Origin of the sequence: Methylobacter tundripaludum SV96, assembly GCF_000190755.2 — a bacterium.
GTDB classification, from domain to species: Bacteria; Pseudomonadota; Gammaproteobacteria; order Methylococcales; family Methylomonadaceae; genus Methylobacter_A; species Methylobacter_A tundripaludum.
Map to the genome: position 1 here is coordinate 232,978 of NZ_JH109152.1, position 23,995 is coordinate 256,972.

At 52.8% G+C, this 23,995-nt stretch carries 19 protein-coding genes; 18 read left to right on the forward strand and 1 reads right to left on the reverse strand.

Annotation, left to right across the window (positions count from 1 at the left end; translation table 11 throughout):
- Positions 1–190: 190 nt before the first annotated feature.
- From METTU_RS01115 to METTU_RS22005, 12 genes are all read left to right on the forward strand, one after another.
- A complete protein-coding gene (locus METTU_RS01115; protein WP_006889453.1) occupies positions 191–5,323 on the forward strand; it encodes a trifunctional serine/threonine-protein kinase/ATP-binding protein/sensor histidine kinase in 5,133 nt (1,710 codons plus the stop codon).
- 34 nt (positions 5,324–5,357) lie between these two features.
- Positions 5,358–6,059, forward strand: coding sequence for a response regulator (locus METTU_RS01120; protein ID WP_040579512.1), 702 nt, complete (start codon positions 5,358–5,360; stop codon positions 6,057–6,059).
- A gap of 15 nt (positions 6,060–6,074) precedes the next feature.
- Positions 6,075–7,934 (forward strand): hybrid sensor histidine kinase/response regulator, encoded by a 1,860-nt coding sequence (locus METTU_RS01125; RefSeq protein WP_006889455.1) that lies wholly within the window; start codon positions 6,075–6,077, stop codon positions 7,932–7,934.
- Positions 7,913–8,263 (forward strand): hypothetical protein, encoded by a 351-nt coding sequence (locus tag METTU_RS01130; RefSeq protein WP_040579513.1) that lies wholly within the window; start codon positions 7,913–7,915, stop codon positions 8,261–8,263. Before METTU_RS01125 ends, METTU_RS01130 begins: the two co-directional genes overlap by 22 nt.
- A gap of 396 nt (positions 8,264–8,659) precedes the next feature.
- A complete protein-coding gene (locus METTU_RS01135; protein ID WP_254257795.1) occupies positions 8,660–9,043 on the forward strand; it encodes a PQQ-dependent sugar dehydrogenase family protein in 384 nt (127 codons plus the stop codon).
- Positions 9,044–9,046: 3 nt separating this feature from the next.
- A complete protein-coding gene (locus METTU_RS01140; RefSeq protein WP_006889456.1) occupies positions 9,047–9,259 on the forward strand; it encodes a ChaB family protein in 213 nt (70 codons plus the stop codon).
- Positions 9,260–9,567: 308 nt separating this feature from the next.
- Positions 9,568–9,696, forward strand: coding sequence for a DUF3096 domain-containing protein (locus METTU_RS22000; RefSeq protein WP_006889457.1), 129 nt, complete (start codon positions 9,568–9,570; stop codon positions 9,694–9,696).
- Between the two features lie 114 nt (positions 9,697–9,810).
- A complete protein-coding gene (locus METTU_RS01145; protein ID WP_254257796.1) occupies positions 9,811–10,200 on the forward strand; it encodes a DUF4398 domain-containing protein in 390 nt (129 codons plus the stop codon).
- A 118-nt stretch (positions 10,201–10,318) separates the two neighbouring features.
- On the forward strand, positions 10,319–11,023 hold the full coding sequence (locus METTU_RS01150) for an OmpA family protein (RefSeq protein WP_254257797.1): 705 nt from the start codon (positions 10,319–10,321) through the stop codon (positions 11,021–11,023).
- 100 nt (positions 11,024–11,123) lie between these two features.
- Positions 11,124–11,408: a sll1863 family stress response protein gene (locus METTU_RS01155; protein WP_006889460.1), complete on the forward strand. Its 285-nt coding sequence runs from the start codon at positions 11,124–11,126 to the stop codon at positions 11,406–11,408.
- Between the two features lie 95 nt (positions 11,409–11,503).
- A complete protein-coding gene (locus tag METTU_RS01160) occupies positions 11,504–11,782 on the forward strand; it encodes a high-potential iron-sulfur protein (RefSeq protein ID WP_006889461.1) in 279 nt (92 codons plus the stop codon).
- An 87-nt stretch (positions 11,783–11,869) separates the two neighbouring features.
- Positions 11,870–12,022, forward strand: coding sequence for a DUF3096 domain-containing protein (locus METTU_RS22005; protein WP_006889462.1), 153 nt, complete (start codon positions 11,870–11,872; stop codon positions 12,020–12,022).
- A gap of 33 nt (positions 12,023–12,055) precedes the next feature.
- On the opposite strand, the gene METTU_RS22010 is transcribed toward METTU_RS22005, so the two are convergent.
- A protein-coding gene (locus METTU_RS22010) for an IS1 family transposase (protein WP_436969932.1) occupies positions 12,056–12,813 on the reverse strand; the annotation gives its coding sequence in 2 pieces (ribosomal slippage) (positions 12,056–12,555 and positions 12,555–12,813; 759 coding nt in all).
- 391 nt (positions 12,814–13,204) lie between these two features.
- On the opposite strand from METTU_RS22010, the gene METTU_RS25110 reads away from it, so the two are divergent.
- The 6 genes from METTU_RS25110 (at position 13,205) to METTU_RS01210 (ending at position 23,156) form a co-directional block, all read left to right on the forward strand.
- Complete coding sequence (locus METTU_RS25110; RefSeq protein ID WP_496109392.1) at positions 13,205–13,408, forward strand: four-helix bundle copper-binding protein; 204 nt, start codon at positions 13,205–13,207, stop codon at positions 13,406–13,408.
- Between the two features lie 4 nt (positions 13,409–13,412).
- Complete coding sequence (locus tag METTU_RS01180) at positions 13,413–14,744, forward strand: PQQ-dependent sugar dehydrogenase (protein WP_040579515.1); 1,332 nt, start codon at positions 13,413–13,415, stop codon at positions 14,742–14,744.
- A 3-nt stretch (positions 14,745–14,747) separates the two neighbouring features.
- A complete protein-coding gene (locus METTU_RS01185; protein ID WP_006889467.1) occupies positions 14,748–14,951 on the forward strand; it encodes a ChaB family protein in 204 nt (67 codons plus the stop codon).
- 430 nt (positions 14,952–15,381) lie between these two features.
- Entirely contained in the window at positions 15,382–17,235 is a 1,854-nt protein-coding gene (gene treZ / locus METTU_RS01190; protein ID WP_006889468.1) for a malto-oligosyltrehalose trehalohydrolase, read from the forward strand.
- Positions 17,236–17,339: 104 nt separating this feature from the next.
- Positions 17,340–19,070, forward strand: a complete 1,731-nt coding sequence (locus METTU_RS01195; RefSeq protein WP_006889469.1) for an autotransporter assembly complex protein TamA — start codon at positions 17,340–17,342, stop codon at positions 19,068–19,070.
- 642 nt (positions 19,071–19,712) lie between these two features.
- The gene (locus METTU_RS01210) at positions 19,713–23,156 is read left to right on the forward strand and encodes a translocation/assembly module TamB domain-containing protein (RefSeq protein WP_006889471.1); all 3,444 of its coding nucleotides are present in this window, start codon (positions 19,713–19,715) and stop codon (positions 23,154–23,156) included.
- The last annotated feature ends 839 nt before the right edge of the window (positions 23,157–23,995 follow it).

The following is a 23,995-nucleotide window of genomic DNA, read 5'->3' on the forward strand; positions in this document are numbered from 1 at the left end:
GATTGGCTGTAAAACAACGCTCAACATTCAATCGAGGCCAACATGCACGACTCACAATAGCCATCGCTGATAAAGCTTATGAAACATTTCTGTCGTTTGTTTAAACTCACCCCTATTACGAGCTCATCGTCGCAAAACCTATGGTTTTCCATGCCTGACATCGCCCTATAGCCCAGAGGGCATATCTCAAGTGATAGACATAACAACAAAAAATAAACCGCAGGGCGTGCCTAAACTGGGCAATTACATCGTTACCGAAAAGCTTGGAGAAAGCTTGCAGGCCTTGGTATTCAAGGGCTACCACAAAGACGTCCCCGACCAGCCGTTGATCATCAAACGGCTAAAACTGCTGTCGAGCTGGGACGACCAGTCCCGGCATCTGCGCCAGAAAATTGAACGCCTGAAAGTGCTGCATGATCCGAGGGTTTGTACGCCGATTGCCCTGGAGTCCTACGGCGACCAGCAATTTATCGTTCAGCCCTGGTTCGCCGGACAACCGCTGAACTGTTGGGTAAAACAGCAAGACAAACTCGATCTCAACGATTTTTTTACGCTGGCCTGCACACTGGCCGATACGCTGCAAGCGGTACACGATGCCGGCATTACTCACGGCGGCATCAAACCCCACAATATTCTGCTACAGCCGGGAACGCTGACCCTGCGGCTGACCGATTTCATCACTCCGCTCGATATTCGCGATGTCAGCCATTTTATCTACGACCCGGAATTCGTACGCCACACTTTGGCCTACACCTCGCCGGAACAGACCGGCCGCATCAACTATAGAGTTGATTTTTCCACCGATTTGTATTCATTGGGAATCGTATTTTATGAACTACTTACCGGCCAGTTGCCGTTTTTTTCCAGCGATCCGCTGGAGCTGATTCACTCGCATCTGGCCGAAGAAACGCCTAAAGTCAATCAGCTCAATCCGCAGCTTCCGCAAGCCTTGGCCGATATTATTGCCAAACTCACGGTCAAGCAGCCGGAGAAGCGTTACCAGAGCGCATCGGGTTTGCTGGCCGACTTGATCCGCTGCAAGAATGAATACAGCGCCACCGGCAACGTATCGGCGTTTACAGTTGGCCAGCACGATCGCAGCCGCCGGGTCATCTTTATTTCGAAAATGGTGGGCCGCCAGACCGAAAGCCTGTTGATACAGCAGCAATACAACGAGGTTATCGACGGCAAATTCCGTTCGGTATTTATTTCCGGCCTATCCGGCATCGGTAAAACCCGGCTGATTCAGGAACTGCAAAAACCATTGGTCAAAAATCGCGGCTACTTCACTTCCGGCAAATTCGACCAATACCAGAAAAATATCCCCTACAGCTCGCTGATACAGGCCTTGCGCAATCTGATCCGCATCTTTTTGACCGAAAGCGACTCACAGGTTCAGCAGTGGCGGGCCAAAATACTCGACGTCGTAGACAGCAACGGCAGCGTCATCAGTGACGTGTTGCCGGAACTGGAATTCATCATCGGCCCCCAGCCGGAAGTGCCGCATCTGCCGCCGGTGGAAGCCCGCAACCGTTTCAACAATTTGTTCGGCCGGTTCCTGGCCTGCCTGGCCAGCGAAGACAATCCGCTGGTGCTGTTTATCGACGACCTGCAATGGTGCGACAGTGCAACTTTCGATTTTCTACAAAACCTGTTCGACAGCCATCATGAGCATCCTTTCCTGTTTTTCATGGGTGCCTATCGACACAATGAAGTCGACAGCAGCCATCCGCTCAGCAAACTGATCCGCAAGATTCAGGAAAACAACGGCCCGTTCGCGGAAATTCGCGTGGAGGCGCTAACCGACGCCGACTGCCACGAGATGGTCGCCTATATCCTCGATTCCTCGCTGGAAGCCACGGCCAATCTGGCGGAGTTTATCGCCCACCTCACCGAAGGCAACCCGCTGTTCGTCAGCGAAAGTTTGGCCTGGCTGTATAACGAGGATTTGCTGAATACCGACGCCGAACAACACTGGCATTGGGACATCAAGCGGATTCGCGACACGCAGATGCCGACCTCGGTAGTGGAATTGTTCAGCTCCAAGGTGGGCAAATTACCGGTTAAAACCCTGCATATCCTCGACCACTGCGCCTGCATGGGCAACCGTTTCAGCGTAGAAGATGTGGCGCTGGTGCTGGATATTCGCATCGAACAGCTGTTTGAAGATTTGAAGCCGGTATTGAATCTGGGCATGCTGCTGGAAAACAAATCCGACTTGCAGTTCGTCCACGACCGGGTCCAGGAAGCGGTGCTGCGCCAAGTCGATTCCCAAGCCAAACCCGCTATCCACTGGCGCATAGGCAACCGCCTGCTGCAAGCGGTGCCGACAGGAACCGATCTTGAAAGCCTTGACAACTTGTTCACCATTGCCGCCCACCTCAATCTGGGCCGCCCGGCTGACCTGGATCAGGAACTGGCTTATCGGTTGGTCAATATCAACTTCCATGCCGGAAACAAGGCGCTGGATGCACTGGCCGGCGATGCCGCCAACGATTTTTTCCAGAAAGCCCACGACTACCTGCCGGACGATTGCTGGCAACAGGCTTACGACCTGACTTTTCGCATTTACCAGCGTCTGGCCAAGACGGAGCTGATGTGCGGCCGTTACGAAAAATCGGAAGTGCTGCTTAATCATCTGATCGAATACGCCGCCAGCGACCTGGACAAAGCCGAAGCCCTGGCGGAACAGACCACGTCGTTGTCCTCGTTCGGCAATTTCAACAAGGCGATAGCGACCGCCAACCGCGGCTTGGCCTATTTCGGCAAAGCGATTCCCGAACAGCCCGAGACGGCCCAACAGCGTATGCTGGCGTTAATGGCGCAAATCGAACAGCAAGACGACGTCTGGACGACTATCCTGCACATGCCATTTACTAAGGACCGGAAAAGCAAGATCGAGCTGGCGTTTTACAGCGAACTAATCCCCGATCTCTATATGTCCGGCCTAGTGCCGCAGTTGTATCTGTCAGCGGCGCAATCGACGCTGCATTGCCTGCAGGGCGGCATGGATGAATCGGTGATTTATTCGTTTTCTATCATGGGGCTCAATCTCGGCGAACAGGGCAAGTTCGAACCGGCATTCCTGTACCAGGATCTGGCCCACGATCTGTGTGCAAAACACCCCAATACTTTTGGCGCCACCCGCGGTATGAACGGCATTGTCTGGTGCAACATGCATTCGCGCAGCCATCCGGCCGAGATTGTCGATTACTGCCACAAAGGCATACAGTGCGGCAAGAATTGCGGCGATTTGTATAACGCCGGCTTGTCCTACGGGCCGTTGATGTGGAATTTGCAGGTGCAGGGCAAAAACCTGCGTTGGGTTGAAGAAGCCGCCGAGGAATGCCTGAATTTTTCCCGCAAGAACCAGCTGTTGTTCTCGGTCGGCCTCGCCGAAGCCGTGCTGGCCGGCTGGGTGGCGCCGATGAAAGCCGATTACCAGCCGGTGGACATGACCGAAACGCTGGCGCGCTGGGAAGCCGACAATTATGTCTCCGCTTCCGGCAGTTATTTTGCGTTGCTGGGTTTCGCCCAGCATTATCTGGGCGATTACGCTGCTGCGGCTGTGTCCTTGCAGACGGTGGAACGCTATCTGCACGGCCTGACCGATAACGTGCTGAAACGCCTCTGGTATGTGTTCCGTATTGTCAATCGCCTGCGCTGGCCGGAGGGTGCCGATTGGCCGACGCTTGAAGCGGAAATCGCGCCGTTGCTGGCCGAGCTGGAAACCTGGGCCCGTCTCGGACCGCTGCTGCAACCCTTCCTGGCCTTTATTCATGCCGAGATCGCCCGCGCCCGAAACCAAATGCGCGACGCCCGCAACTTGTATCTGGATGCCATCGCGATCGCCCAGGCACAAAACTACGACCTGCTTACCGGCCATTTATACGAAGCGTTGGCCGAGGTGCTGACAGCCGGCAATCTAGGCGACGCCGAACTTTACTACGGCGCGGCGCGGCGCATGTACGGGATGTGCCGCGCCGATCGCAAAAGCGAACTATTGCAGCAGCGTCACCCTTACACCGCCCCCGACAACGCAGTTCGCGCCGAAAAAACCGTTGCCCTCGACGCGCCGGCTACCCTGCCGAATCTCGATTTCAATTACCTGATCAAATCGGCATTGGCGCTATCGGCGGAAGTCGATCTGAATCGGCTCATGCAAAAAATCATGACCGTAGTGCTGGAAAGCTCAGGGGCACAGCACGGCTACTTGCTGATCAAGGAGGCGGATGAACTGCTGATCGCCGCGGAATACCATGTCGGCAAAAAACACGTCGTTAACCGCCGGCATCTCAACCTTAACCAGACCTCTGGCAGCATTAGCCGCGCCATCGTCAATTACGTGTTGCGCACGCGTAAAAAAGTGTTACTGCACGATGCGATGACCGAAGGCGAGTTTCAGAATACCCCTGAGGTACAGGCGCTAAGACTGCGTTCGGTGCTGTGCCTGCCGGTCATTAAGCAAAAGGAACTCATCGGCCTGCTCTACCTGGAAAACCGGCTGTCGACCGGTGTGTTTACCGCCGAAAAAACCGATATGACCGAACTATTGACCGCCCAGGCTGCGATTTCCCTGGAAAACGCCCGCCTGCTGGAACAAACCCTGCTGGCCTACACCAAACTACAGGAAAACCAGGAGCACATGCTGCAAATGGAAAAACTCTCTGCATTGGGGACGCTGGTCGGCGGCGTGGCGCATGAGATCAACAACCCGCTGATGGGAATAATGAATTTTGTCGAATTCGCCGCAGACAGAAGTACTGATGAAAAATCAAAGGAAGTTCTCGATCAGGCGCTACAGCAAATTCACCGCATCAAGAAGATTGTCAGCAACATGCTGCTATTTATCCACACCAGATCGGTCCCAAGCGGCAACTGTCAGGTCGCGGAGGTAATCAAACAAACTCAGTTACTGCTGGAAGGCGAATTGAGCAAAAACGGCATAGCCGTTGAGGTCGATGCCGCCAACGATCTGCCGGCCATCCGCTGTAGCGCCGACAGCCTGCAGCAGATTCTGGTCAATCTGATCATTAACGCCCGCGACGCGCTAGCCGACAGCCGGCAACCACAAATCAAAATCATAGTTAGGCCCATGGAGGAGATGCTGGAACTAAGCGTGACCGATAACGGTCCCGGAATCCCACAAGACATACAAAGCAAAATTTTCGATCCATTTTTTACCACCAAGCCTCCCGGAAAAGGTACCGGCCTGGGCTTGTCAGTCATCCGCCGTCTAGTTCAGGATGTCGGGGGCAATATACAGGTGGAGAGTATATATGGACACGGCTGCTGCATGCGGCTACGATTTCCCCCTATTTGAGCATTTAAATCCTAATACACAAGAGACACTCTATATGGCAAGCAACATTCTGGTAATAGACGACGATCCTGCGGTGCGCAGTGCCTTCAAACTGATTCTGGAAGATGACAGTTTCTCGGTTCGTGAAGCCGAGAACGGTTTGCAAGGCATCGAAATGACCCTAGCCGAACGTCCCGATCTGATTTTTCTCGATCTGCGCATGCCCGGCATCGATGGCGTGGAAACCTTGCGCCGCCTGAAAGCCATTGATGAAACACTGAACGTTTATATCGTCACCGCTTTTGCCACCGAATACATGGAGCAGCTGAAAAGCATACATGAGGAAGGCTTTCAGTTCGAACTGGCCAGCAAGCCGCTGTCTTCCGAACAAATTCGTAATATCGCCCAGATCGCCCGTACTGCCCTTTCTCAGGAAGCACCGCGCGTAACGCCGCACAAACTGGTCCTAACTCTGTACGTGGTATCGCTGAACAGCGAAACCCGCGGTCTGGTCGAGCAGATTACCGCTGCGCTCGCCAACCTCTACGATCCCGGATACTGGGTTTTAAACGTCGTCGAAGTATTGGGCATGCCGGAAAAAGCCCTGGAAAAAGACGTGTTTGCAACGCCGATGCTGGTGCGCGATGTGCCGGAACCCGTACTGAAACTGCTCGGCGACCTGTCGCGGATACCTTCCGTCATAGCGGCCATTACCACCGAAGCTAGAGGAGTCGGTTCACAAACCATCATCGTTTAAGTAAACTTACCGGCTATGACCACTCACAACCCCAAGTTCGACCTGATTCTCGACACTATCACCGACGGCGTTTTGGTTGTGGATAGCCAGGGCGTCGTACTCTATGCCAACCAAGCTGCCGAAATCCTGCTGGCACGCAGCCCGATAATCGGTCAATCGCTGGCGATTCCAGTCAATCCTGATAAAAACAGCTATCAGGACATTAATCTGATCCGTCCGAACGGACTCGTCTGGGCAGAAATGCGTTCCTCGCCGCTGGAGTGGGACGGACAACCCGGCTACGTCATCGCCTTGCGCGACATTACCGAACGCAAGCACATGGAGCTGGAACGGCAAAAATTCGTTTCGCTGGCCGATAACAGCATGGAGTTCATCGGCATGTTCGACATGAAATTCCTTCCGTTCTATATCAACGAAGCCGGCATGCGCCTGATCGGCCTCGACAGCCTGGAGCAGTGCATCCGAACGCCAGTCCAGGAGTTTTTCTTCCCCGAAGATCAGCGCTTCATCCTTGATGAATTCTTCCCGCGCGTTGTGCGCGAGGGTCACGCCGATGTGGAAATCAGGTTTCGTCATTTCAAGAGCGGCGCGGCCATCTGGATGCTCTACAACGTGTTTTTCATCAAAGACAGTGCCGGCGAGCCAGTGGGTATCGCCACCGTGAGTCGTGATATCTCCGCGCGCAAACAGGCCGAGGCGGCCCTGCATGAGGCCGACCGACGTAAGGATGAATTTCTTGCCATGCTGGCTCATGAACTGAGAAATCCACTGGCTCCCATCAGCAACGCAGCCCATATTTTAGATATGCTGAAGCTGGAGGATCCGCGGCTCAGCTGGGCTAAGGAAATCATTAAGCGGCAAGTGATGCACCTCACTCACCTGGTGGACGATCTGCTGGATATTTCCCGTATCGCGCGTGGAAAAATTTCGCTGAAGAAAGAGCGGCTCGACCTTGTAGAAGTGATTAAATCAGTGTTAGATACGGCGCGCGGCCCTATCTTGGCCAAACAACAACATCTCGATGTCCATCTGCCTGAACAACCGATACTGTTGGAGGGCGATTCCGTGCGCCTGTCCCAAGTGTTACTTAACCTGCTCGACAATGCCGGCAAATACTCCCTGGAAAACGCTCAAATCGAGGTTGATGTCCAACTGTACGGAACCGAAGTTGAGATTCAGGTGAGGGACAACGGCACCGGCATCTCGGCGGGACTATTACCGACCATTTTCGACCTATTTCAACAGGGTGCGCGCACCCTGGATCGGTCTCAGGGCGGATTAGGCATTGGGCTTACCCTGGTAAAGCGGCTGGTGGAACTACACGGCGGAAAGGTAACGGCATCAAGCCCCGGCGCCGGGCTGGGCTCCACCTTCAGCATTCGGTTGCCGACGATTGCCGAAGCGGCCGGCTTTCCTGCCGCCGAGACACCAACGCCATCGCCTAACGCAGGCATGCGGGTGCTGGTGGTGGACGATGATGCCGACGTAAGGGAGAGTACAGCACTCCTTCTGGAGCTGAATGGCTACGAGGTTAAAATGGCTGATTCCGGCGCGCACGCCATAACGCTGATCGAGGCATTCCATCCCGACGTGGTGCTGCTGGACATCGGAATGCCCGTAGAGAATGGCTATCAGGTGGCTCAGCGGATCAGGAAACTGCCCAACGGGGGCGATTTGCTGCTGGTAGCATTAAGCGGCTATGGGAGGGCGGAGGAATTAGCCCGTTCGCAAGAGGCGGGTTTCGATCATCACCTAATCAAGCCATTGAATTTCAATACGCTCCGCGACCTGCTTTCAGAATGGGAGGTTAGGCTGGGCCGCCGCGTTGCAGATTCCCGGTTATTTGACCCGAAATGTGCAAACAAGCTGAATTAACCGCCGAAGAGTGGCGTACGATTTATAAATTGCTACGGCTAAACCAACGGATCTTTGCAGGTTCAGTGGAAAAATGCCGGCGCTTTTTCAACGCGGTTCTGTGGATTTTACGTAGCGGAGAACATCGGAGTGTTTTTCTGATCCATAACCTGGATGATATTTTAGTTTCTGCGGAAGATGTAGCCTATCTGGAGAAGGTCTTCGACAAGTGTGCGACGGTTTATCCTCGCGGCGGCCATTTGGGCAATCTGTGGTACCCGGAGAATAAGGAACACCTATTGGACGTGTTCAAACCGCTGTTGCAAGGCTCGGCACAGCCCCATCTTTAATACTTTTGAGCGGATCCCCGGAAAGGGCCGCCACAAAGCGATGATGTCTTCATGACAAACATTGAGTGAGTATAGCTGACGGGTCATAACACTTAATAGATTGAAAAAGTTGAACTTAACGCCTCAATACTATTAATACAGGATCGGCCCTGACTGTATGTTCGTTACCGTACCGACTGCGGCTGGTTATGCGGTTACAGTGCTTTCAAGGTTTTGACAAGTCCCGGTTCTATCCGAAAGCCTGGTGCTTGATCGAGATGACTTGCCATCTTTAGCCACGCTTGTTTTTACCTTGAACCCGGCAGCGATCTGGTTCCGGATTACCTGACGTCGGTTCCCGACGGCAGCTTCTTCGGCCGGCCTTACAGCTACTTTGGCCGGCATCTTGACGAACGTGTGCAACCCCAGCAACCGGAGTTGGTCATCAAGGCCCGAGTGCCTGATTATGCGCTCGGGCCGCACACCGCGCCACTCGGCCTGGCTTTTTCCAGGAGCAGCGCATGGCCTGCGCCGTTCGATAACGGCGTGTTCATCGGCCAGCACGGTTCGTGGAACCGTAAGCCGCACAGCGGCTACCGGGTCATCTTTGTCCCTTTCAAAGCTGGCCAACCTTTCGGCGATCCGATCGATGTGCTGACGGGCTTTCTTAACGCCGATGGCGATGCGTTCGGGAGGCCTGTGGGCGTAGTGCTCGACACGCACGCGGCGCTGCTGGTCGCCGATGAGGTAGGCAACATCGTCTGGCGCGTAACGGCGCCGACGCAGGGTTTACGGAGGTAGGACATGCCCTATAAAGCGTTAAGCGATTTGCCCAACAGCGTGCGGGAGCATTTACCGAAACACGCCCAGGAGATTTACCAAGCGGCTTACAACAATGCTTGGGACGAATATGGGCACGAAGAAGAACGGGCGCACCGGGTGGCTTGGAGTGCGGTCAAAAAGAAATATGAGAAAGATGAATCCAGCTGGAAATGGAAAGCCAGGGATATGGACTAAGACGGGCAAAGTTCAAGTAAGTGACCGTCGGGGGTTCTCAAAAAGAAGAACTCTTGGGCAAACTCTATAGCGGGTGCCGTTCGCCAGACCATGGCTAAATTGGATTCGCTCAAAGGCCGGCATGCGTAACAAATAACGCAAACAGGCTTTGGAATATCAGAGTCGTCTGTTTTTCGAGCTTGTATGGGTATTCGTACATATTGTATGTAGTTCGTAATATTGTAACCTCGTAATGGGTGGGTTTTAGAATCAGTCGAGTTCGGTCAAGAACAATTTAACTCAAGCTATGACAGAAGGAAGGTGACTCTATGTATGTCAATGAACAAGCGCTGCTCTCGCTTATTGCCGGGATTTTGATACTGATTCGTCCCGCCTTGTTGAATTACATCATCGCCATTTATCTCATTATCGTCGGCGTTTTGGGGTTGGTCAGATGATTCTCCACAATATCAAAAAAGCCAATGATATTTCGGATTTTCATCAAAACTACCTATACGCCAATCCGCAACCTGGGTTCTTGTGAATCCGTAGACCAACAGAAGGTACATATCATGTTTACAGTTAACACGTTCTTTAGATCAGGGTCCTCGGCAATATTGACAAGCTTATTGCTGTTCCTGCCGGGCTGCAGTTCGACGCCGCCGAAAGAGGTGCTTTCGCAGGCCGAAACAGCCATTCAGAATGCAGACCGGGCAGGGGCCTCGCAGTACGAACCGCAATTGTTAAGCAGCGCCCGCACCAAACTCAGTCGCGCCAACAAGGAGATGGCTGATGAAGAAAATGACGAGGCACGTAGAATGGCCGAAGAAGCATTTTCCGAAGCGGTTTTGGCCAATGCTAAAGCCGAGGCGGCAAAACAGGCGAAGGAAACGGATGACATGAAGAAAGCGATTCAAGCCTTGAAACAGGAAGCTTCGCGAGAAAGCGAAAGCCAACAATAACCAGCCCTTTTGGAGGCGTACCATGCGACCACAAACCCCTTTCCAACCATCATGGTTGAGCAGAATCCCCCTTGTCCTATTGAGTGCATTGATGACAGCTTGCGCACCAAGCGTCAATATGAGCCTTGAGAGAGCGCGTTCGGACTATCAGCAAGCGGCAAATGATCCGGCAGTAAAAGCCGATGCTTCCGCGGATTTGTTTGCGGCGGAAAAACTGCTGCAAAAAGCAGAGACATCCTGGCAGGAAGATGAGGATTCGGAAGAAATAGATCATCTTTCCTACCTGACCAGCCGAAAGGTGGATTTAGCACGAGCCACCGCGAGTCAGACCGCATCGAAAAGAGCTTTTGAAGAATTAAGCGCCAAAAGAGACGAGATTCGCCTGAAAGCCCGCGATGCAGAAATTGCGCGGTTAAAGGCCAAAAAAGTCCCGCAAGGTATTCTGGTGACATTAGGCGATGTGCTGTTCGATACGGCGCGCTCCGATCTGAAGGCTGGAAGTCTTCAGAATATTTATCCCCTGGTGGAATATTTAAAAGTGCATGCCGACACCATGGTGAAGATCGAGGGCCACACCGACAACCAGGGATCTTCGGACTATAACGCCCAGCTTTCACAGAGACGGGCCGAGGCCGTCAGAAATTTCCTGGTTACCAACGGTGTCGCACCTGAACGCATCACGGCACAAGGCATGGGTAAGGATTACCCTATCGCAACAAACTCAAGCGCCGCAGGGCGTCAGCAAAACCGGCGCGTCGAAGTGACCATAACCGACGCACCCAAAACAATGACGACGCCCGCTTTGCCCGGCAAAGGCCAGTGATGAAATAATCAGGTCATTGCTTTGTTTCGAGACATCGGCGCTATTGGATCGGCGCCGAGTTTTCAAGGTGCTGACCTGCAATCCGTCAAGGAGAAAAATCATGAACAAGAAAGAAGCCTATCAAGAGAAATTCGATGCCCAACTGAGGGAGTGGAGCGCCAAGATCGATGAATTAAAAGCCAAAGCGGATCAGGCGAAAGCGGAAGCCAAAATCGAATATTACGAGCAGATCGAGGCATTACGCACCAAACAGGCGGCTGCGCAAACGAAATTACAAGAGCTGTCGACATCCGGAGAACAGGCATGGGAGGAACTCAAGCCAGGACTGGAACATGCCTGGAATGATCTTAAAACCTCCGTGGAAGAACGCTATGTCCAAATTTAAGTAGAGACTTACCTGTTTTACTTCCATTTTTGGACGTTTTGCAGTTGAGCAAGACACCGTACCGACTCTATTGTTTTGCGAAAGGAGAATCCGTCATGTCAACTCATAATCATCCCCGTCGAATTGTATTACGCAGTTTGCTTGCTACCGGATGCGCATGGTGCCTGCCACGTTTGAGTCTGGCCCAGTCGGGCAAGATGACCAAGGCGCAAGCGCAATACCAGAATCAACCGAAAGGTGATCAGAAGTGTGGTAACTGCATGCATTTTATCCCGCCTGATTCCTGCCTGATAGTCGAAGGAAGCATCAGCACCGATGCATGGTGCAAGCTTTGGATCAAGAAGCCTGCTGAAGAGCCCGTCGGCAAAATGTGATGTCCATCCCCGGAGCTGTGTAATGCGCCACGGCTCCGTGGGGAACAATAACCGCGCTTCGCCAATCAGTAAACCGAGGATATGCTTATGAAAATAAACTTCTCTTTAAGCAATATGGAACCAATTCTGGCCTTGATTTCCGGCATTCTCATCTTGATTATGCCTCAGCTTTTAAATCTTATCGTGGCCATTTACCTGATCGTGATCGGTGCTCTGGGGTTAACCTCTTATAGGCGTTGAACATGAAAACGAGGGTAGTGGTTAAATCTGTAATTAAGCATGAATATCCAAGCCAAACTCGACCTTGTTAATCAGCAATCCGATAACCGTATCATGCAGGGTCTCAACTTTCGAAAAGCAAATTGTTTTTCGTGTGAGCCGCTTAATCCAGGTTCTGAAATTCAGATTCTTGCGTTCAATTTTTTGGGTATTACGCTTGCCTACCTGATGCTTATCGGCTTCAAGGTGACGTTCATAAGCGCCCCAATCATCGGTGTAATAACGGCTAATGCCAAAGGGCTCAAGCAATGCTTTCAGCTCTTTGAACACCTCGTCCGTGCGTTTGCCAAACACATAAGCCCGTACGATATTCGTCGCATGATCAACGGCATACCAGAGCCGGCGTTGATTGGACTTGTTACCGACAAAAGACCACTGTTCATCCATTTCAGCGGCTTCACACGCGAGTTCCAATCTCACCTCCATATTTCCTCCTGAATTTAAGGTCTGAATGTTGGGATTTACCTGGACTAAACGGTTCGACTTTTTTTTAACGTGCTAATGACTGTGTTTTTGTTGATCTTGAGAACTCGCGCTGTATCACGGATGCCACTACCGTTAATAGCCATGTCCACAACTTGCTCCTTGATGCCCGGCTCGCACGCCTTATAGCGGTAAGCCAGCATGAACGTTTTAGTGTTGCAATCCGGATTTTGACAGCGGTAACGCTGTGTACCCTCTGCACTACGGCCAGACTTCATAATTGGGTTGCTGCCACAAGCCGGGCAGGTAATTTCTTGATAACAGGTCATAGGGGTATTATACGGGCAAATTACATATTTAACCCATTACCACATCAGTTAATAGATTGAAAAAGTTGAACTTAACGCCTCAATACTATTAATACAGGATCGGCCCTGATTGTATGTTCGTTACCGTACCGACTGCGGCTGGTTTTGCGGTTACAGTGCTTTCAAGGTTTTGACAAGTCCCGGTTCTATCCGAAAGCCCGGTGCTTGATCGAGATGACTTGCCATCTTTAGCCACGCTTGTTTTTACTTTAGGAGAATCCTATGAACAAACCAGCCCACACTAAACACGCCATGCAAGCCTGTATAGAAGCTTGTAGTCGTTGCCATCAAGTCTGTCTGCAAACCGCCATGAACTATTGCCTCAATACCGGCGGAACACTTTCGTCTGATGATGAACTGTGCCGAGATCTGCCAGACATCGGCCAACTTTCAGCTCAGTGGCTCTCATTTTCAGCATCGTCTTTGCGAGGTCTGCGCCGAAATCTGCGAGGCATGCGCGGCGAATTGCGAGAGGATCGGCGCTATGGATGAATGCGTCAAGGCCTGTCGAGACTGCGCCGAGAGTTGCCGGGAAATGGCTAGCGCCCATCACTAAACGCATGGACATCTATCCAAGATACTTGTTATTCGCGGTGCTGGCGATAGCGCTAACGGCGTGTGGCGAGGAGGCGCGGTTGCCGCTTTCGGCGGGCGTCGGCGCTCATCCCCAGCTGCCGCGGCCCAACCCGACGCTGATTCCCACGGTGAACATCGCCCTGGCCAAGGGCTGGCCTGAAAATGGAAAACCGGTGGCGGCTGCAGGGATGAGCGTAAACGCCTTTGCCGACCGGCTCGATCATCCGCGTTGGCTGTATGTGCTGTCCAACGGCGACGTATTGGTCGCCGAAACCAATGCGCCGCCCAAGCCCGAGGACGGAAACAGCATTAAAGACTGGATCACGGAGTGGGTCATGAACGAGGCCGGTGCAGACGTACCCAGCGCCAATCGCATCACCTTGCTGCGCGATGCCGATGGCGACGGCGTCGCGGAGATACGCTCGACCTTCATCGAAGGGTTAAACTCGCCGTTCGGCATGGCGCTGATAGGCAATGATTTCTACGTGGCCAACTCGGATGCGGTGGTGAAATTTCCTTATACGGAAGGTGCAATCCGGATCACTCAGCCGGGGACCAAGGTGATCGATTTACCGGCGGGCCCAAACAATTACCACTGGACCCGAAATCTCCTGGCCAGTCGGGACGGGGCGCGGCTTTACGTGACGGTGGGGTCGAACAGTAATATAGCCGAGAACGGCATGGACGAGGAGGTCGGCCGAGCCGCCATCTGGGAAGTGGATCCGAAGCATGGAAGTTACCGCATCTACGCGTCCGGTCTGCGCAACCCCAACGGACTGGCGTGGGGGCCGGATGGCGGTGCGCTTTGGACCGTGGTCAACGAGCGCGATGAACTCGGCAGCGATCTGGTTCCGGATTACCTGACGTCGGTTCCCGACGGCAGCTTCTTCGGCTGGCCTTACAGCTACTTTGGCCGGCATCTTGACGAACGCGTGCAACCCCAGCAACCGGAGTGGGTCATCAAGGCCCGAGTGCCGGATTATGCGCTCGGGCCGCACACCGCGCCACTCGGCCTGGCTTTTTCCAGGAGCCGCGCATGGCCAGCGCCGTTCGATAACGGCGTGTTCATCGGCCAGCACGGTTCGTGGAACCGTAAGCCGCACAGCGGCTACCGGGTCATCTTTGTCCCTTTCAAAGCAGGCCAACCTTTCGGCGATCCGATCGATGTGCTGACGGGCTTTCTTAGCGCCGATGGCGATGCGTTCGGGAGGCCCGTGGGCGTAGTGCTCGACACGCACGCGGCGTTGCTGGTCGCCGATGATGTAGGCAATATCGTCTGGCGCGTAACGGCGTCGACCCAGAGTTTACGGAGGTAGGACATGCCCTATAAAGAGTTAAGCGATTTGCCCAACAGCGTGCGTGACCATTTACCGATACACGCTCAGGAGATTTACCAAGCGGCTTATAACAACGCTTGGGACGAATATGGGCACGATGAAGAACGGGCGCACCGGGTGGCTTGGAGTGCGGTCAAAAAGAAATACGAGAAGGATGAATCCAGCGGACAATGGCAAGCCAAGTAAAAGGACCCAGAAGGCCGCGTGCGTAACATCAATAACATAAACAGGCTCCGGAATATCGGAGCGGCTTGCGTTTCGTGCTTTTCGCGGATAACGCCTTCCCTGGACAGCTGAGAAGGCACACACGGCGCGGCCGCTAAGTATTTGTACGAGTATTTTTCTCTCCTTTCCCTACATAGAATGGCTACAAGTGCTTGTATTTCATGTGCGAATAAAAAGATTTAAGACCGGTAACAGGGAGAGGAATGGTTGCAATCAAAGTAAAAACTTAAATCCTAACTGATGTTACGCATTGCCCGTGAAAATAGATGAACGTGTCTTAACTGGATGACCGTGACGAGGTGGTAGTGAGCAGGGCGCGCCATGTTGCGCGCCTTAGAGAAATCAAAGCCAAACCAAGGCGCGCACGGCACGCCCTACAGAGAATATTCCTATGCCAACCGTACATCGCTGCCATCCCATGCCTTTCGGAACTCATATACTGGATGACGGCAGGGTCAGTTTTCGATTATGGGCGCCTGGAGCCGATAAGGTTGAATTGTGCCTGCAAGGGCATGCGCCCGAAATCAGCTTGACCATGGCGGCGGAAGCCGGTGGCTGGTACGGCATTACGACCGGACTCGCCGGTAGCGGATTTTATTACCAGTACCGGATCGATGGCAGGCGCTATGTGCCCGATCCTGCATCCCGCTATCAGCCGCAGGACGTCGAGGGCTCCAGTCAAATTATCGATCCCGATTCATGGCAATGGCATGACGCGGCCTGGAAAGGACGGCCCTGGGAAGAGGCGGTGTTTTATGAGCTGCATGTGGGCACCTTTACTGAACAAGGCACTTTTGCCGGGGTAAAGGAACGTCTGGATTATCTGGTCGATTTGGGCGTGACTGCAATCCAGTTGATGCCCATTGCCGATTTTCCCGGTCGCCATAATTGGGGCTACGACGGCGTGTTGCCGTTTGCGCCTGACAGCCGTTACGGTACGCCCGATGAGCTTAAAGACCTGATTGAAACCGCTCACGCCAAAGGCCTGATGGTCTTTAACGATGTGGTGTACAGCCATTTCGGCCCGGAAGGCAATTACCTGCATTTGTACGCGCCGGAATTTTTTACCGACCGTTTTCATACGCCCTGGGGCGATGCCATTAATTTCCATCCTGAACAGAGTCATTGGGTGCGTCGGTTTTTTATCCACAATGCTCTGTATTGGCTGGAGGAATATCATTTCGACGGTTTGCGCTTCGATGCCGCACATGCCATTTTCGATGACTCGTCTCCGGATATTCTGGAAGAACTGGCCGAAGCGGTTCGGCTGGGGCCTGGATACGATCGCCATGTCTATTTGGTGCTGGAAAACGACAATAATGCCGCCCGTTATTTAAGGCACGATCCCTCCTTGCCGCAGCGTTATTTCGATGCGCAATGGAATGACGATATGCATCATGCCCTGCATGTCCTGTTAACCGGGGAAAGTACCGGTTATTACCGGGATTATAGTCAGCAGCCTATCCACCAACTGGGTCGTTGTTTAACCGAAGGTTTCGCTTATCAGGGCGAAGTCTCCGCTTATCGGGACGGAAAACATCGGGGCGAGTCCTGTTCGGATTTGCCATTGACGGCTTTCGTCTCCTTTTTACAAAATCATGACCAGGTAGGCAACCGGGCATTGGGCGAGCGCATCTCAAATCTTTGCCCACCGGAAGCCCTGCGAGCGGCGACAGCGATATTATTGCTGTCGCCGTCGCCACCCTTGCTGTTTATGGGGCAGGAGTGGGCCTGTAGCCAGCCATTCACCTACTTTGTGGATTTTCCCGAAGCGTTGGGCGAGAAAGTGAACGAGGGGCGATTACAGGGATTCGCCAAGCTCGCGGCGTTTAACGATGTTGAAATGCGCCGAAAAATACCGTTACCCAATGCCATTGAAACCTATCAAGCGGCCAAGCTTGCATGGGACGAATTAGAACGGGAGCCGCATCAACAATGGTTCGACTATCACCGGGAGTTATTGCGTATTCGTCACCGTCAGATAAGCCCAAGGCTAAAGGCAATGGCCCCAGGATCAGCCCAGTACCGGGTTTTGGATGACCGGGCAATAAGCGTGCAATGGCGCTTGAACGACGGATCGACTTTAATGCTGGCGGCCAATCTGGGCAGTGAATCGGCAAAGGTTGACTGTCCAGGTAACGGTGAGGTGTTGTTTGCCAGCGATTCCAAGGTTAAGAAGAACTTGAGACAAGGCAGTTTAAGTCCTTGGTCAGTCATTTTTTACTTGAAGGAAGCCAAGAAATGATCGGCCTGATAGCCTCGTAAGGTGCGCTGTGCGTACCTTTCAGCATTCAATGATACGCGCAGAGTATCTATACATGCAGGACCAAATATCTTCGGATAACTAGAATGCGATTAATTCCTGCAAGCCTCAGCGTTGTGCTATTCATACTGCTGTATTTAGCTGCCCCCGGCGTTGATGCAAAAGTCTCTGTCACCGGACTTGAAAGCGAAGCCAAAAAAAATGTTCAGCTCATGCTGTCGCTTTCGGAAGAAAAATGCGCATCGCCGGAATGGAAAATACGCGGCTTGTTTGACAAAGCCGATGAAGAAATATCCCAGGCTTTGCGGGCTTTGGGTTATTACCATCCCGTCATCAAAAAATCATTGGCTTTCAATACTGAATGTTGGCAGGCGGACTTTACGCTTGATTCCGGCCCGCAGACCATCGTTGCCGACATCGCTATCAACCTCATTGGCGATGCCCGCGACGACCCTGAATTTCAAAAACTGCGTAATACGCTGCTAACCGCAACCGGTAAGCCTTTGCGCCACGATCAATACGAAAAGATGAAGAGTCGGCTTGAATCGCTGGCATTGGAAAGAGGTTATTTGCAAGCCTCGTTTCCGGAAAAAAAACTGCTCATCGATAAAGCCGCCAACAAGGCGCACATCAAGCTGGTCTTTGATACCGGAAAACGCAGGGTGTTTGGTGACGTTATTGTCGAACAGGATATTTTGAATCCCGAGTTTGTCGGTAAATTCATTACCATCAAAAGCGGCGATTTTTATTCCGGCGAGCAACTGGCTAAAACGCATAATGCGCTGTCAAAAAGCGGCTATTTCAAGAGCGTGGAGATACGCCCCGATACCGCTTATGTCGACCCAAAGCGAGTCCCCGTCACCGTTAAACTGTACCCTGAAAAAATCCATCATTACGGCTTCGGCGTAGGTTTCGACACCGACATCGGGCCGTTGCTGAATGCTTCGTATAAAAACCGCCGATTGAATCGCCGGGGCCATTTTCTTAACGCCAATATCGATCTTTCACCGGTGCTGTCAACGGCGGATGTTGAATACACCGTACCGTTGGACAACCCGGCCGGCGATTTCTTCAGCTTCGGCGGCGGGCTCAAGCGAGAAGATACCGACACTTATAAGTCCCTGTCGGGCAAACTTTCCGCGCGCTTGAAACACGATTTCGACAGCGGTTGGAAGCAGACGCTGTTTATCGACTCCGTCTACGAAGACTTTAGTACCGGCACAATCTCAAATCAGGTGCTTTTGTTAGTGCCGGGCGGCAGTTGGCTGCGTTCTGTTTCCGATAACGCACTGCGCCCCACCCGAGGCCATCGCCTGGAGTTTAACCTGGCCGGTAGCTATAAAAATCCAATCTCCGATGTCAGTTTTGCGCAGGGTTCGGCATCCGCGGTATGGATACACCCGTTACCCTGGAGCGGCAAATTGATTGCCCGAACCGAGCAAGGCGCAACGCTGGTCGACCAATTCGAGAGGCTGCCGACCTCGTACCGGTTTTATGCCGGCGGTATGAACAGCATACGCGGCTACGCTTATAAAGAACTGGGGCCTAAGGATAATTTGGGCAATGTGGTCGGCGGCAAGTTCTTAAGCGTAGTCAGCGCGGAATACGAACAGGCCGTGCTTGATGACTGGGGTGTCGCGGCCTTTATCGACGGCGGTAACGCTTATAATCTGGATCATATCAGCATTAAAACCGGCGTGGGTTTGGGCGTCAGGTGGTATTCGCCTATCGGTCCGATTCGGCTGGATTTCGCCTTGCCGTTGAGCGAATCGGATTCCTCGTTTCAAATCCATTTTGCCGCGGGGGCACGGCTATGAATGCGGAAAAAGCAGTTTGTCCACGAAAGACACGAAAAGCACGAAAATATTCAGCGAGATGCGGCATTGCATCGGTAGGGCGCGCCGCGCGCGCCTTAAGGACTCCATCAATAATAACTTCCGCTTATGGTTCCCACGCTCTGCGCTCATCGTTATACATAAGTGTTTGCGAGATACCCTCGTTTCCACGCTCTGCGCTCATCTTTATACACAAGTCTATCGAAGAGCGTCATTTCGATATGGACGCTGGAATGGCGGGCTCGGATGTAGGCCGGAATAAGGCCATCCAAGCGCATCGCGCGAGGTGGCGTTTCCGGCAAGTTCGTGAGGAGTTTGCCGGAAACGCCAGTTCTCGCTATCGCTCGAACCGGCTTATTCCGGCCTACTTCGAGATGTGTATAAAAGACGAGCGCTCTGCGTGGTAACCCGGTCAGGGATGTTTCAGCGTCCCGAAGCGCAGAGCGGTTCAGGCTGCATTCCCACGCAGAGCGTGGGAACGATGGAGTTTATGTTTCATGAAGCTATTACCGACCGTATCCAAAGCCTTAAGGCGCGCGCGGCACGCCCTACAGCAGAGGCCTCCAAGCCGGGAACAGCGGCGAGCGAGAATCGTGTTTTCGCGAACCCGGCGCGGTTTTTAAGATGAAGAAACGTATTCTTCTGATTAGTTTGATTCTGGTGCTGATGACGCCTGTCGGTTTGCTCGGGTTGATGAACAGCATAACCGGCAGCCGCTGGCTGTTGCAGACGATTTTCTCAAGTTTACCGATACAGGCTTCAGTTAAAACCATTGATGGCCGGATACTTGAACGTATTGTGCTCACTGATCTGATCTATAAAAGCGATACGGGAACGGTCGCCGTTAAAAAACTGGTGTTCGTTTGGCAACCTTCCAAATTGTTCTCGGGCACTTTAAAAATTGTCGATATGACCATGGAAGGGGTAAACATCAGCCTGACCGAAACAACACCGCCTGCGGAAGAAAGCGGTTTCGACCTTAATGCCGAACTACGGTTGCCGGTGCAAATCGTGCTTGAAAACCTGCTGTTGACGGATCTAACCTTTCAGCAAGGCGAGCAAGTCCAACAACTGGAAAAACTGCACTTGTCGGCATTTACCGAACACGGTCGACTTAATATCGTCTCGCTGGATGTTAATGCCAAACCGGGAGTTGCAACGGCAAAAGGACAAATGGGCTTGGGCAAGGGGTTTCCATTCAGTTTGACTGCCGATTGGCAGGTCACAACAGCAGATTACGGTTTATGGCAAGCGACAGCCACGGTCAACGGCGACATGCATCAGCTGGTTTTCGACAATCGGTTGTCATCGCCGTTCAAATCAGCTTTGAAAGGCAGTCTGGATGATTTGCAGGATGCGCCGCGTATAACCGCGCACGGCGATTGGCAACAGCTTAATTGGCCGCTGAGTGGCGGCAAACCGCAGATGACCAGCGAACAAGGATCTGTTGAGTTGACCGGTTTGCTCAGCGATTATCAGCTTGTATTGGACGCACAGTTAACCCAGCCGACTTTGCCGAAAGCCCATTTGGCGTTTAAAGGCAACGGCAGCATGGATGCCTTGTCTATTGAAAAACTGGAACTCAACTCAACGGCAGGGACATTCCAGGTCGACGGCGCTGTGTCCTGGAAAGACGCGACGGTTTTCGACCTTAGCGCAAGCGGGCAAAATTTTAATCCCGCCATCCTGTTGCCCGAGCTTCCCGGCAGCCTGACCTTCAGCACCCATCTTAAAGGCCAGCTGGCCGGGGACGCGTTACAGCTGGATGCCGAGATTAACAAGCTGTCCGGCAAGTTGCGCGGCTATCCGGTTAGCGCAGACGGCAAGCTGGCTTTGGCAGGCGAGCAGCTCAAGGTCGATGCCCTGCGGATCGTTTCGGGAGCAAATAAAATTGCCGTTAACGGTACGCTGGGACAGCAGCAAGCCGCGCTTGTTGTCGCAATCGACGCCCCGGCCTTGGAATCGTTATGGCCGAATCTGGGCGGAAGCTTGAAAGGGGAAGGGCGTTTGCAGGGCGCGTGGAAGAATCCTTCGGTAAAATTTCAGGCTGACGGCAAGCGTCTGCATTTTGCCGGATACCGCGCCGAGCAGGCGGCCGTCAATATCGATTATCAAGCCGATACAAAACTGACCTCTAAAATACGGTTGTCCGCAAGCGGCATCCAAACCGGCACCCTGCAAATTGCAACACTGCGGGTTGACGGCTTGGGTACGCTTGAGCAACATCATTTTAAAGCCGACATCAACTCGTCTTACGGTGATGCATCAACCGTGCTGATAGGCAGTTACAAGGCCGGGGTGTGGCTGGGCGATTTTTCCAAACTGGATTTGAATACCCGCGATTCCGGCCGCTGGCGGCTTACGAATGATCTGACTATTCGCATAGCGCAAAGCCCCGCCGGAGTGGATGCGACGCTGGCGAAAGCCTGCCTGGTTCAGCAACAGGCCGCTCTTTGTGCGCAGGGACATTATCCTGCCAACGGCGACTTCCGCTTTCAAGTTAACGCCACGGCCTTACCGCTAAGCCTGATGCAAGCCTACTTACCCGAGCAGACAAAGTTAAAAGGCATCATCAATGCCGATGCGGACATGCAGCGGGAAAAGGGTTCGCTTAACGGCACTTTCCGGGTGGCTATGCCCGCTAACGCAAAGATTCTGTTTCGGACTCAGCAAGGCTCGACTGAACTTACCTTGGGCTCGTCGTCATTATCGGGCAAGCTGAAAGAGACGACGGTTTCAGCCGACGTAGATCTGGCGCTGACGGGACAGGATTATCTGCGCGGTCAGCTGCAACTGGATACCGGCAAGACTCAAAGCCTGTCCGGGCAGGTAACGGCATCAATGCTTAACTTTGCGCTGTTGAATCCTTTTGTTCCGCAGTTGTCGAACATCAAAGGCAAGCTTAACGCGGATTTGACCTTACAAGGCAGCACCGACAAACCGCTGGTTAACGGAGTAGTGCGTTTCAGCGACGGATCTGTCGATCTTGCTGAGTTAGGGCTGGAACTTCGCGACATCAGGCTAGAGGCTGTTTCGTCCGCCGATAATGCCGAACGTATTCAGCTAAGCGGCTTTGCAAAATCCGGGCAAGGTTTTGTTAAGCTCGATGGTTTTTCAAGTCTGCAAGGCACAGCAGACTTGACGCTGAGCGGAACGGATTTTGAAGTCGCCAAATTGCCGGACGCTCAAATAGCCGTTTCGCCGGAGTTAAAAGGCGCGTTTGCCGGGCAGCAAGGAAAAGTGACCGGCACCTTAAAAATCCCCAAAGCCGTCTTGCAGCTTCCGCAGCTTCCCGAAAATACAGTAAAAGTCAGCAGCGATGAAGTGATTCTCGGCGAACAAAAAGCCGAGCCAAACGCTACGTCAGCACCCCAAATCGATGCGGAGTTAGACATCGAACTCGGCAAACAGGTCAGCTTTTCAGGGCAAGGGCTGAAGACCGACTTGTCCGGCAAATTGAAGATGACCAAAACAGGAGAAACAACGGCGATGTACGGCAGCATCGACATGAATAAGGCGCGTTATAAAAGCTACGGACAGGATCTTACCGTGCGTAAAGGGCGTTTCCTGTTTAACGGCCCGGTCGATAAGCCCTGGCTGGACGTGGAAGCCATACGCGTTTCAAAAAGCAAAGAGGTTACCGCTATTCTGAACCTGACCGGCCCGCTGGATACGCCGCAAACGCGTCTGTCTTCGGAACCGGCCCTACCGGAAGAAGAAGTGCTGGCCTATTTGATTACCGGCGGCCCGTTAGAAGAGGTCAGCAAATCGGAAGGCAACAGGGTTGCCGCTGCCGCGTTATCTTACGGTTCAGGCAAGTTATCCTGGCTTTCCGACAAACTGGGCGTGGACGAATTTGAAGTTCAAGAAGGAAAAACGCTGCAAGATACACTGGCTACGGTAGGGCAATACCTGACACCGGATTTCTATGTGGGCACCAAGGTCGGCCTGTTTAATAAACAAGCCGTATTGGTATTAAAACGCAAGCTGACCAAGACCTTTAATGTTGAAACCCAGACCGGTACATCGCAAAGAATAAAACTTAACTATGAGTTTGATACTGATTGAAGGCGCGGAATAAGCAGGCGTTTAGGATATGGTCGGTAATAACGTCTCGAAATATAAACTCATGGTTCCCACGCTCTGCGCTCGTCGTTATACACAAGTGTCTGGGTAACTCGTCATACCCGCCGAAGCGGGTATCCAGTGCCATGGATGGCGAGCTGTGTACGTCCATGTAGCCTGGATCCCGGCACAAATCCGTCTGGAACGGATTTGCATTAACCCAAAGGGTGTCAGGCAGGATAGCCTGACATGAATCCCTGCCGGGATGACGTGCTTTTCAATACTTATGTATAACGGCGAGCGCTCTGCGTGGGAATGCAGCCTGAACCGCTCTGTGGTTCGGGGCGCTGGAGAGGCCCTGACCGGGTTCCCACGCAGAGCGCTCGTCTTTATACACATCTCGAAGTAGGCCGGAATAAGCCGGTTCGAGCGATAGTGAGAACTGGCGTTTCCGGCAAACTCCTCACGAACTTGCCGGAAACGCCACCTCGCGCGATGCGCTTGGATGGCCTTATTCCGGCCTACATCCGAGCCCGCCATTCCAGCGTCCATATCGAAATGACGCTCTTCGATAGACTTGTGTATAAAGATGAGCGCAGAGCGTGGGAACCCTAAGCGGAAGTTATTATTGATGGAGTCCTTAATAGAAGCGCATCAATGTTGATAGGTAGTGATACGAATGTTATTGATTTTACGCGCATGTTATAAATTTCAAGGTGTGGATATATCGGTTTTACATTATTCAAATCACCCATGTTTCATATATTCCCGCCGATAGACGTTAGCGCTGCGGAGCCTGATACGGCTGAGTCTTTCATGGCTCAAGTCACAGGTTATACGCA